Origin of the sequence: Kitasatospora sp. NPDC089913 (genome assembly GCF_044748625.1) — a bacterium.
Taxonomy (GTDB): domain Bacteria; phylum Actinomycetota; class Actinomycetes; order Streptomycetales; family Streptomycetaceae; genus Kitasatospora.
In genome coordinates this window covers 541439-553179 of record NZ_JBIVGI010000002.1, presented here as the reverse complement: position 1 = coordinate 553179, position 11741 = coordinate 541439, and the positions used below count along the sequence as shown (strand labels likewise).

General features: G+C 73.9%; 9 protein-coding genes. 8 read left to right on the top strand and 1 reads right to left on the bottom strand.

Going from position 1 to position 11741, the window contains the following annotated elements:
* Positions 1-43: 43 nt before the first annotated feature.
* Entirely contained in the window at positions 44-4015 is a 3972-nt protein-coding gene (gene eccCa, locus ACIPYS_RS06295; RefSeq protein WP_400743998.1) for a type VII secretion protein EccCa, read from the bottom strand.
* A gap of 295 nt (positions 4016-4310) precedes the next feature.
* On the opposite strand from eccCa, the gene eccD reads away from it, so the two are divergent.
* From eccD to ACIPYS_RS06255, 8 genes are all read left to right on the top strand, one after another.
* Entirely contained in the window at positions 4311-5684 is a 1374-nt protein-coding gene (eccD, locus tag ACIPYS_RS06290) for a type VII secretion integral membrane protein EccD (protein ID WP_400743789.1), read from the top strand.
* Between the two features lie 91 nt (positions 5685-5775).
* On the top strand, positions 5776-7224 hold the full coding sequence (eccB, locus tag ACIPYS_RS06285; RefSeq protein ID WP_093863192.1) for a type VII secretion protein EccB: 1449 nt from the start codon (positions 5776-5778) through the stop codon (positions 7222-7224).
* A 119-nt stretch (positions 7225-7343) separates the two neighbouring features.
* The gene (locus ACIPYS_RS06280) at positions 7344-7700 is read left to right on the top strand and encodes a WXG100 family type VII secretion target (protein WP_093863193.1); all 357 of its coding nucleotides are present in this window, start codon (positions 7344-7346) and stop codon (positions 7698-7700) included.
* A gap of 85 nt (positions 7701-7785) precedes the next feature.
* Entirely contained in the window at positions 7786-8067 is a 282-nt protein-coding gene (locus ACIPYS_RS06275) for a hypothetical protein (RefSeq protein WP_053649016.1), read from the top strand.
* Between the two features lie 17 nt (positions 8068-8084).
* Complete coding sequence (locus ACIPYS_RS06270) at positions 8085-8522, top strand: hypothetical protein (protein ID WP_093863194.1); 438 nt, start codon at positions 8085-8087, stop codon at positions 8520-8522.
* A gap of 116 nt (positions 8523-8638) precedes the next feature.
* Complete coding sequence (locus ACIPYS_RS06265) at positions 8639-10789, top strand: hypothetical protein (RefSeq protein ID WP_400743782.1); 2151 nt, start codon at positions 8639-8641, stop codon at positions 10787-10789.
* Between the two features lie 170 nt (positions 10790-10959).
* Positions 10960-11400 carry a YbaB/EbfC family nucleoid-associated protein gene (locus ACIPYS_RS06260; protein ID WP_093863196.1) on the top strand — a complete coding sequence of 147 codons (441 nt, stop codon included), beginning with the start codon at positions 10960-10962 and terminating at the stop codon, positions 11398-11400.
* Positions 11393-11710 carry a hypothetical protein gene (locus ACIPYS_RS06255; RefSeq protein WP_093863197.1) on the top strand — a complete coding sequence of 106 codons (318 nt, stop codon included), beginning with the start codon at positions 11393-11395 and terminating at the stop codon, positions 11708-11710. The genes ACIPYS_RS06260 and ACIPYS_RS06255 overlap by 8 nt, the downstream gene beginning before the upstream one ends.
* The last annotated feature ends 31 nt before the right edge of the window (positions 11711-11741 follow it).

The following is an 11741-nucleotide window of genomic DNA, read 5'->3' as shown; positions in this document are numbered from 1 at the left end:
GGGTCCGGCGGGGGCCGCGGCCGGAGCCTCCGCCCCGGCCCGGTCAGCCGGTCCCGTCCGGTCCCTCCGGCTCCGGCACCAGCGCGGTCTGCACCTGCACCGTCCGGCGGCGGGTGATGTGCAGGGCGCGACCAGGCGGCAGCTGCCGCGGCTTGACGCTGCCGAACAGCGTGCCCTCGCTCGGCGGGCAGGAGAGCAGCGCGACGGGCGTGTTGAGGTCCTGGAGCCGGCGGAGCACCGGGTCGGAGTAGGACCGGCCGATGCCGTTGGCGCCGCGGGCGACGATCAGGTGCAGGCCCAGTTCGGTGCCCTGGGCGAGGTGCGGGAGCAGGGCGTCGAACGGGTGCGGCGAGGTCGCCGGGATGAGGTCGAGGTCGTCGACGATCACGAACAGCTCCGGGCCCGTCCACCAGTCGCGCAGCCGCAGCCGGGCCGGGCTGATGTCCTCGCCGGGCACCCGCGCCTCCATCGCCCGGGCGCCGCCGGTGACGATCTGCTTGACGACGTCCACCGAGACGGCGTACCCGAGCCGGTACTCCTCCGGCAGGCTCTCGTAGAGCCCGCGCCGGAAGTCGACCAGCATGATGCGGGCCTGTTCCGGCGTGTACGCGGTGGTGATGTTCTTGATCAGCAGCTTGAGCAGGTTGGTCTTGCCGCTCTCGGTGTCGCCGACCACCAGCAGGTGCGGGGACTCCTCGAAGTCGTGCCAGAGCGGCGCGATGTTGGTGTCCTCCAGGCCGAGCGGGACCCGCAGCGCGCCCTCCGGGGCGGGCAGGTCGGCGGCGTCCAGCAGCAGCGGCAGCATCCGCACCTCGGGGGCGCGCGGGCCGGTCCAGTGCTCGTTGACGGCGTCCACCAGGTCGCTGACGCCGTCGACGAGGTCCTCGGTGGTGCCGGTGCCGTCGATGCGGGGCAGCGCGGTGAGGAAGTGCAGCCGGTCCTCGGTGAGGCCGCGGCCGGGGATCCGGGGAACGGTCGCCGCGGCCCGCATGTTGATCATCGAGTCGATCGAGTCGCCGAGCCGCAGCTCGAAGCGGGTGCCCAGCTGGTCGCGCAGCCCACCCAGGACCTCGCCCCAGCGGGCCGCCGAGATGACGAGGTGGACCCCGTAGTTGAGGCCGCGTCCGGCGATCAGGTTGACCGCGGCCACGAAGTCGGGGAAGTCCTGGCGCACGGTGTTCCAGCCGTCGATGACCAGGAACACGTCGCCGTAGCGCTCGTCGGCGAGTTCCCGGTCCCCGGCCGCCCGGCGGCGGCGGAACGTCGCCATCGAGTCGATGCCCAGCCGGGCGAAGCTCTGCTCGCGGCGGGCGATCACGCCGGCCACCTCGGCCAGGGTGCGCCCGATCCGCTCGGGGTCGTGCCGGCCGGTGACACCGCCGACGTGCGGCAGCCCGCCCAGGGCGGCGAGCGTGCCGCCGCCGAAGTCGAGGCAGTAGAACTGCACCTCCTGCGGCGTGTGGGTGAGCGCGAGCGCGGTGATCAGCGTCCGCAGCAGGGTGCTCTTGCCGCTCTGCGGGCCGCCGGCGATGCCGACGTGGCCGCCGGCGCCCGAGAGGTCGGCGGTGTGGATCTCGCGCAGCTGCTGGAACGGGCGGTCGACCACGCCGATCGGCACGGTCAGCCGGCCGCGCTCGGGCCAGCTCTCCGGGGCCAGGCCGTGCGCGCCGGGGGCGAGCGGCGGGAGCAGCTCGTCCAGCGTCGGTGGCACGTCCAGCGGCGGCAGCCAGACCCGGTGCGCGGGCGGCCCGGCGTCGAGCAGCCGCTCGGCGGCGAGGTCCAGCAGGGTGACGGTCTCCTCCGCCTCCGCCGGTTCCTGCTCGACCGGCTCCGGGGCGGGCCGGTTGGGCGTCACGTAGGCGGTGTCGTACGGCACGATCTGCCCGGCCGCCGCGGCCTGCTGCGCGGCACCGCTGCGGCGCCGGTAGGGGCCGGACACGTAGGAGGCCTTGAACCGGGTGAGGGTGGCGATGTCGCTGCGCAGGATGCCGTTGCCGGGCTGGGAGGGCAGCTGGTAGGCGTCGGGCACGCCGAGCACGCCGCGGCTCTCCATGGCGGAGAAGGTGCGCAGGCCGATCCGGTACGACAGATGGGACTCCAGGGCGTGCATCCGGCCCTCGTCCAGGCGCTGCGAGGCGAGCAGCAGATGGACGCCCAGGGAGCGGCCGAGCCGGCCGATCATGATGAACAGGTCCATGAAGTCGCGGTGGGCCGAGAGCAGTTCGCTGAACTCGTCGACGACGACGAAGAGCGTCGGCAGCGGGTCGAGCTGGGTGCCGGCGGCCCGGGCGGTCTCGTAGTCCAGCAGCGAGCTGTAGTTCCCGGTGGCCCGCAGCAGTTCCTGGCGGCGGTTCATCTCGCCGTGCAGGGCGTCGCGCATCCGGTCGACCAGGGCGGCCTCGTCGGCGAGGTTGGTGATGACCGCCGAGGTGTGCGGGAGCCGGTCCAGGCCGAGGAAGGTCGCGCCGCCCTTGAAGTCCACCAGGACGAAGTTGAGGATCTCCGAGGAGTGGGTGAGCGCGAGCGCCAGGACGAGGGTGCGCAGCAGCTCGGACTTGCCGGAGCCGGTGGCGCCGATCAGCATGCCGTGCGGGCCCATGCCGCCCTGGGCGGACTCCTTGAGGTCGAGGTCCACCGGGGAGCCGTCGGCGCCCAGCCCGAGCGGGACGCGCAGGCGGTTGGTCCTCCCGCGGTCGGCCCAGGCCCGGCGGACGTCGTGCTGGTGCAGGTCGCGGATGCCCAGCAGGGCGGTGAGGTCGAAGTCGGTGTTGAGGGGCTCGGCACTGTCCACCGAGTCGCCGAGCCGGTAGGGCGCCAGCGCGGTGGCGTAGCGGCGGACGGCCGGGACGGTCAGTGCGTCGGGGCGCCCGAGTGAGGAGGACTCGTCGTTGCGGTTGCGGTCGGCGCCGACCAGCTCCAGCTCGCCGTCGGTGATCCGCAGCCGCAGCCGGTACTTGTTGTGCTTCCACTCCAGGGCGTCGCCGATGTCCAGCAGGACGGCGTTGCGGTAGCCGGCGAGGGCGGCCCGGCTGCCGGCCGGGAGGCGGACGCCGTCCAGCACGATCACGGTGAACGGCTCGTCCCGGGCGGGCTGCGCGTCGGGCTCGTAGGGTGGGCGCTCGGAGAACTCGGGGCCGAGCAGCTGCTCCAGCTCCACCAGGGAGCCGGCCACCAGGCGGACCGGGCCGGCCCCGTCGGTGTCGGTCGGGTGCAGCGCGTGCGGCAGCCACTTGAGCCAGGCCCAGTCCTCCCGCCGCTCGGGGGAGACGGCGGCGGCGATCCGCAGCTCGTCCGGCGCGTGGAAGAAGGCGAGCTGGGCGATCATCGCCCGGGCCAGCGCGCGGGCCGGCTCCGGGTCGACGGCCACCGGGGTGCTGTCGTCGTCCTCGTCCTGTGCGGCGGCGCAGCGCACCAGCACCTGGGCGTAGCCGCGGACGTGGACGGCGATCGGCTGCTCGGCGATCGAGCCGTAGGCGTGGATGAAGCGGCGCAGGGCGTGCGCGCAGAGCGGCTCCAGGTCCTCGACCGGCTTGGTCGCCAGCGGCGCCAGCCGGACGGCGAGCCGCTGCTGGCCGCGGGCGATCCGGACGTCGCCGAAGTCGGGGTGGGCCGAACGCCGTTCCCAGAGACGGGAGGTGCGCACCAGGGAGGCGAGGGAGCCGGGCTCCGGGTGCCGCCAGGCGAGCGCGAGCCGCTGCTTGACGATGTGCCGCCGGACCTGGCGGCGGATCTGGGCGAGGTAGCGCAGGTAGTCGCGGCGCTCGCCGCGCAGCTGGCGCTTGCGGTCCCCGGAGGTGCGGATCAGCTGGGTCACCAGCATGCCGACGGCGGACAGGCCCATCATGCCCATCGCGACGTACTGGAGCGGCCCGCTCCCGCCGCTCGGGTTGAGGAAGATCATCACCATCGACAGCGAGCTGAGCGCCATCGGGGCCATGGTCAGCAGTTGGGAGACGCCGCTCTGCGGTTCCGGAAGGCCGGGCGGCTCCTGCAGCTGGATCTCCCCGTCCGGCATCTCCGGCCCGGGGCGGCGGGGCGGACGGTCGACCAGGACGACGCTCAAAGGGGGTTCTCCTCTCACCGGGCCTCGTGGCCGGCGGCTGCAGCGCGGGGACCGCACCCTGGCCTACGGCCCGCGCGGCGCGCGCGGTTCACCGCCCCGGCGGCCGGCTCCCGCGCGGCACCGCGACGGGGCCGGCCCGCGTACCCGTTCCCGGGGCCGGTGAACCGCCGGGGCCGCGCCGCGCGTAGTCGCGGGTGGGAGACCGGCCGGGGCCGGGCACACCGGGGTGACGGAGGGGCAGGACAAGGTGAGCGGTGCAGTGGCGGCGACCGGACTGTGCAGGCTGCGCTTCCGCGCACCCGAGACCGCGTTCGAACTCGCGGTACCGGGTGACGTCGTACTCGCCGACCTGCTGCCGACCGTGCTCGGCTACGCGGGTCAGGGGGTCGAGGAGGGCGGCGTCGAACACGACGGCTGGGTGCTGCAACGCGCCGGCGGCACCCCCCTGGACGAGGAACTCACGCTGGAGGCGCTCGCCGTCCACGACGGCGAGGAGCTGTTCCTGCGTCCGCGCCGGGACGCCCTCCCGGAGGTCCACTTCGACGACCTGGTGGACGGGGTGCGCACCGGGGTGACGTCCGGCGCCGACTCCTGGCGGCCGGTGGTCAGCCACCACCTGGCCCTGACGCTCGCGGTGCTCGCGCTCGTCGGCGGACTGCTGCTGCTGACCCTGCCCGGCCCGGACGGCGTCCGCGGGGTGTGCGCCGCCGTCACGGCCGTGCTGCTGCTCGGCGGTGCCGGCGCGGCCTGCCGCATGATCGGCGACGTCCCCGCGGGCACCGCGCTGGGTACGGCGGCCGTCGGGTACGCGGCCGCCGCCGCGGCGCTGCTGCCGGGCCTCGACGGGTCCACCAGGATGCTCGCCGGGGGTTCGGCGGCGGTGGGCGCCGCCGCGGTGGCGCTGGCCGTGGTCGGCGGCGGGCCGTTCTTCCTCGGACTGCTGGCCGCCGCCGTGTTCGCGCTGGTGGCGGGCTCGCTGGCGGCCGCCGGGGTCACCGCCACCGGGATCGCCGCGCTGGTCGCCGGCGGGGCGGTGGCGCTCGGGGCCTTCGTGCCGGGCCTGGCCTTCAAGCTCGCCGGGCTCCGGCTGCCCGCGCTGCCCCGCAACGCCGACGAACTCCAGGAGGAGATCGAGCCGTTCCCCGCCGAGGACGTGCTCGCGCGCAGCACGGTGGCCGACGGCTACCTGTGCGCCTTCCTGACCGCCCTCGGCACCGTCTGCGCGGGCGCGCTGGTCGTGCTGGCCGGTACCCGGGACGCGGGATGGGGTGCGCCGTGCACGGCCGCCGACCTGTCGTTGCTGCTCCTGCTGCACGCGCGGGACATCGGCGGCATCCGGCAGCGGCTGTCCGTGCTGCTGCCCGGGATCCTGGGCCTGACGCTGCTGGCGGCGCGGCTGGGGGCGGACGGCGACCGGGGCGAGCGGCTGGCGCTGTTCGCGGTCCTGCTGCTGGCCGCGGTGGCGCTCGCGATCGCGTCCTGGACCGTGCCGGGGCGCCGCCTGCTGCCGTACTGGGGGCGGATCGGGGACGTGGCGCACACGCTGTCGGCGATCGCGCTGCTGCCGCTCGCGCTCCAGGCCCTCGGCTTCTACCGGACCATGCGGGGGCTCGGCGGCTGACCCCGCGCCCCGCCCCGCCCCGGCCGTCGCCCGACCCGGGGCGCGGCGCCGTCCGGGCCCGCCACCACCGCCCCCCCAGGAGGACCACCGCATGCAGTCCCGCCGTGACCAGGTGCAGGCCCACCTCTTCGTGATGGGCCGGGTCTCCGCCGGCCTGCTGCGGGCCGAGCCGGACGCCCCCGACAGCCCGACCGGGCGGACCAACCGGGGCGCCGTGATCGGCCTGGCCGTCGCGCTGCTGATCGGACTCGGCGCGGGCGTCTACGGGTTGGTCAAGCCCGGTGGCGCGACCGGCTGGCGCAAGGCCGGCACGGTGGTGGTGGTCAAGGAGACCGGAACCCGCTACCTGTTCGCCGGCGGGCAGCTGCACCCCGTCCTCAACCAGGCCAGCGCCCGGCTGCTGTCGGGCGACCAGCTGAAGGTGGACGAGGTGTCGCGCCGCTCGCTGGAGGGCACCGACCGGGGCACCGCGGTCGGCATCGTCGGGGCGCCGGACGGCGTGCCCGCCCCCGCCGACCTGGACCGCTCCGACTGGCTGGCCTGCACCGTGCAGGCGGCGGGCGGTCCGGCGGGCCGCGCCGCGCCGCTGCTGTCGCTGGCCGTGGGCAGCCGGCCCGGCGGCCTCCCCGCCGGTGACCGGGCCGCGCTGGTGGCCGGGCCGGACGGCGTGCCGCACCTGCTCTGGCACGGGCGCCGCTACGCGCTGGACGTCGAGGGAGGGGCGGTTCGCGCGCTCGGGTACGCGGCGGCCACCCCGGCGCCGGTGCCGGCGGCCTTCCTGCAGACCTTCGCCCCCGGGCCCGACCTGCGCCGCCCCGAGCTGCCCGGCCGGGGCACCGCCGGGCCCGACCTCTCGGGGCGGAAGACCCGGGTCGGCCAGCTGGTCGCAGGGGCGGGCGAGGACCGCTACGTGCTCACGGCGCAGGGCCTGGTGCAGGTCTCCACGACGCTGCTGGCCCTGCTCCAGGGTGATCCGCGCACCCAGGAGCAGGCGTACGGGGGCGGCGCGGTGACCGTCGATCCGGTCGGCGCGGCGGACCTCGCGGCCCATTCGGCGCCGGCCGCCGCGGCCGCCGAGATCCTCCAGACGAACCTGCCGGCCCGACCGCCGGGCCTGGTGCCCGTGGGGGCCGGGCAGGCGCTGTGCGCGGGCCTGGCCACCACCGGGGCGGGCGAGGTCGATCTGCGGGTGCTGGACGCGACCGCCGTCCTCGGTCTGCCGCCGACCACCGAGCCGGGCGTCGTGCCCAGTTGCACGCCCGCCGACCGGATCGCCGTGCGGCCCGGGGGCGGTGCGCTGGTGCGCGCGCTGTCCGGTGCCGGGCAGGGCTCGACGCTCTACCTGGTGACCGACAACGGCGTGCGCTACCCGCTGGCCCCGGCCGCCGCCGAGCGGCTGGGTCTCGCCGGAGCCGCCCCGGTGGCCGTCCCCGGACGGCTGCTGTCGCTGCTGCCCACCGGGCCGAGCCTGGACCCGGCGGCGCTGACCGGGACGGGGCTCGTCCAGCCGCCCGCCACCGACGGCAAGTGTGCCCGCTGAGGTGATTCGCCCCGCTCCGCCGGTGCACTGAACCGGCCGGGCCCCCGGGGCCGTTCAGCCTGGCGGGCCCGCCGCCGCGCGGGCCCGCCCCCGAGACGTGAGATGCGAGAGGGACCGAGATGGCCAACACCAACCCGAATGCCGTCACGAAGGCGGATCCGGCCTCGATCCAGGCCGTGAAGAGCACCATCGAGGCGCAGATGGGGGTGATGGACGGAGTCAAGCGGGACATCGACATGAGCATCCAGGAGCTGGAGACCAAGTTCCAGGCCAAGTCGAGCGTCGTCTTCGTGCAGAAGATCGGTGAGTGGCAGCAGAAGTACCAGGAGGTGATCGGCCTCTACAACGACTTCCTGGGCAAGCTGGCCGCCGGTGAGAACACCTTCAACAGCGCCGAGGAGAGCGCCCTGTCGGTCGCGAACAAGACCGGCAGCGGCGGGTACGACCCGATCAAGGACGCCCTGAACCCCAAGTAGGCGGACCGAACCCCAGCCCCACCGGCCGGGCGGTGCGTCCGGTCGTTCCCCCTCTCCAACCCCCAACGAAACGGGAGTCAGCGAAGTGTTCGTCGAGCACGCGGGCGTCGAGGGCGCCATCCAGTACCTCAGCGACACGGCCGAGCGCATGGAGGACGCCATGCGCGTCACCAAGCAGAAGCTGGACAGCTTCTACGGCGGCCCCCTCCTCGGTGTGTTCTCCACCGCCGCGGAGAACCTCTCCGAGGCACTCCGTCAGAAGGACGGCGTGATGATCGGTGACATCAACTCCGCCACCCAGGACCTCGCGAAGATCCACCACATCCTCTGGTCGGCCGACTTCGAGGCCGGCCGGGGCATGGGCTGACGGAGGGTCCGGGCACCATGGGAGACGAGGACAAGGACTCCGGCGGGCACGGGGTCACCAAGATCACCGAGGGCTACGTCGCGGAGTTCGCGGACAAGAAGCTCCAGAACTTCATCAACGGTCTCACGAGCAGCGCGAACCTCAGGGACATCGCCCTCTACGCCACCGACGGCGGCATGGTGAGCGCCAACCGCCCGTCCCACCTGCTGCTGGGCAACTCGAGCGCGACCGCTCCCTCGATCGGGGCGCTCACCACCGCGTTCAAGGGCTACTTCGGGTCGGTCAACGCCGGCTTCAACACCATCAACACCCAGGTCAAGAACATGAAGCAGGACCTCAAGGACGCCGACCTCATCCTGCAGAACGGGGAGGAGGACGCCATCAGCGTCGCCGAGCTGATGTACCTGCTCAACAACGTCGTTCCCGGCGGCGGCTCCGGTACCGGGCCCCGCTGACCCGGCCGCCGTGCCGTCACGCGGGCCGGCCCCGGCGCAGGCCGGCCCGCACTCCCGGCCCTCCGGGGCCGTTCCGATCCGACCCGACCGCGCCGGTCCATTCGAAGGGGTTCACCGTGGGCAAGTGGGAGGACGTCCTCGCGATCTTCGCGTCGTCGGCCCAGACCAGCATCGCCGACCGAGGGGCGATCGCCGGGAAGGACGTCAAGTGGACGCCCGGTGACGGCATGGGGCACCCGAGGGTCTACCACGAGTGGCTGAAGACCGGCCAGGACGGGATGCCCAACGACGCCTGGTGGTTCTGGAACTTCCACTTCACCTACAACAACGAGGTGAAGTACGGCTCGTACTACTACGGGATCAACTACGACTACTCGACGCTGGGAGCCGGGTCGCCGTGGAAGCGCTTCGAGGACGAGCCCGCGCTGATCATCGAGCCGCTGCGGAAGGAACCGTTCGCCAACGACCGGATCGACCTGAAGTGCTTCGACGCGGTGGTCATGTCGCACCAGAACGCCCGGTTCTTCCTCGACGGCTGGACGAAGGAGACCAAGAAGTGGGTCGACGAGGTCGACGCGCCGGACGGTGACTGGCAGGGTTCCGCGGCCGGCGCCTTCCACACCGTGCTCGGCGCGCTCTACGGCGAGGTGGCCAGCTTCCGCGGCCAACTGGCGGACAACGGCATCGAGACGGCGCTGCAGGCGGTGAAGCCCCAGCTGGACAAGGCCCTCACCAGGCTGAGCGGTGCCATCACCACCTGGAAGGCCGACAAGCTCTGGCACCCGGCCAACGCCCTCAACGCGGCCATGGCCGACGCCCTCGCGGGCGCCACGGTCGAGGTCAAGTGGCGGACGTCGGTGACCGGGACCACCTGGGACGAGTCGCAGAAGTCGACGGACATCTCGCAGGCCGACGGGTACGGCGACCTCACGTTCAAGGTCACCCAGTCCCCGTACGGCGACCCCACCACCAAGGAGTTCTGGGAGAAGGTGGTGGCCCGCGGCAAGGAGATCTGGCTGGCCCACCTCGCCCCGCTGGACACCGCGGCCGGTGAGGCGCTGCTGACCCTGGAGCAGGCCTACAGCGCCCTGTCGAACCAGATGAACACCAACCACCCCAGGGTCGAGATGCGGATGCCGCCCCCGGTCCAGCCGAAGGTGGAGACGCCGCCCGGGACCGGCGGCAACGGGGCGGGCGCCAAGGACGACCTCGACAAGGACACCAAGGACCTCAAGCAGGACCTCGGGGCCGGGCCGGGCGGCAAGGACTTCAAGCTCGACGGCGGTGGCGGCGGTGCCGGCACCGGCAGCGGGAGCCCCGGCGGCATCGGCGGCATCGGCAACATCGGCGGGAACGGCAGCGGTGGCGGAAGCGGCACGGGCGGGGGCGCGAAGCCGCCCACCAGCCTCCCCGGCGACGTGAAGCTCCCGGAGATCGTCCCCGGCGGCAGCGGCGGCGGGACCACGCTCCCGGGTGGCGGGACCACCCTGCCCGGTGGCGGGACGATCCTTCCGGGCGGTGTGCGCGTTCCGGACCTCCTCGGCGACGGCGCCGGATCCGGCGGCTGGACCGGCGGCATCGGCACCGGCTCCGGCAGCCGGAACGTCGTGCTGCCGCCCGGGTCCCGGATCACCGACGAAGGCCGGGTGGTGGACAGCGAGGGGCGGCCCGTCCTGGACACCCGCGGCAACCCGATGGTGGTCGGCCGGGACTACACCGTCGGCCCGGACGGCACCCTGTTGGACGGTCGCGGCGTCCCGGTGCCCGAGAGCCGGCAGATCATCGACGACCTCGGCCGCAGCTACCTGGACGAGGACGACCTCCTCGCGCCCAACGACTTCGGCCTCGGTCTCTCGGGTCTCGGCGGCGCGGGTGTGTTCGGAGGGTCCGGCGCGGGAGGCGGCTCCGCCGTGCTGGGTCCGGGCGGCATCTCCCCGATCACCGGCGTCGGCTCCGGGCTGGGCTCGCGGGCGATCGCCAACGGCGCCGATCCGAGTGTGCTCAAGGCCGCGTCCGACGCGGCGAACGAGCGGCTCGCGGCGGAGCGCGCGGCCCGCGCCGCGGCCGCCGAGCAGTCGGCGCTGACCGGACGCCAGGTGACCACCACCGGCGGTAGCGGCATGCCGCCGATGATGCCGCCGGGCGCGGGCGCCGGGGCCGGGGCCGGCGGCAACGAGAAGGACCGTCAGCGCACCACCTGGCTGGCGGAGGACGAAGAGGTCTGGGGCACCGACAGCGGGGCCGTGGAGGGCGTCATCGGCCGCTGAGGCCGTCACCGCCCACCGCGTCACCGCCCACCGGGCCGGCGCGTCACCGGCGTCGGCGCGTCACCGCCCACCGGGCCGACGCGTCACCGACGTCGGCGCGTCACCGGCACCGGGCCCGTCCGCCCGGTGCCGGCCCGCCCCGACCGCAACGAGAAACGAGGAGCACCACCATGAGCAACCCCTTCGCGGACCAGATCGCCCAGACCATGGAGGCGATGCGGACCCAGCTCGCCAAGGCCGAGGAGGCGCAGGCCGAGCTGGAGAAGCTCACCGCCTCCGTCACCTCCAAGGACCGCCTGGTGACGGTGAAGGTCGGCCCGCAGGGCCAGGTCCTCGCGCTGACCTTCCACACCACCGGCTACCGGGACAAGGCGCCGGCCGAACTCGGCGCCCTGCTGACCGACGTCCTCAACGAGGCCCGCGCCAAGGTGGGGGAGCAGGTCGCGGCCCGGATCGGGGAGTTCGAGGGGGTGGCCGACAGCCTGCGCCTGTCGATGACCGGCGGCAGCGACCTGGACGACCTGCTGGAGCCGCTGTGGTCGATGCGCCCCGGCTACGCGGACGAGGCCGAGAAGAAGAAGACCCGCAAGCAGGAGGAGTTCGGTGGCTGAGGACCCCAATGTGCTCGCGAAGACCGAGTACATGAAGAAGGCCTTCGCGGAGTTCATCGAGCTCAAGGACCTCCTGAAGGAGATCGAGACCGAGGTCCAGACGATCAACAAGCTCAACAAGACGGTCGGCGGCGACGACGAGATCGGCAAGCAGTACCACGAGCAGATCGACGAGCCGACGACCAACCTGACCGAGCTGATCAAGAAGGTCCGGCAGGTGGTCGGCACGGTCGGCGAGAACGGCGAGAAGCTCGCCGACAAGCTCGACCGCGCGGACGACCTCGCCACCGAGATCGCCAACCACCGCTAGCGGCGGGCTCCGCAGGACCCCGACAGGGTCC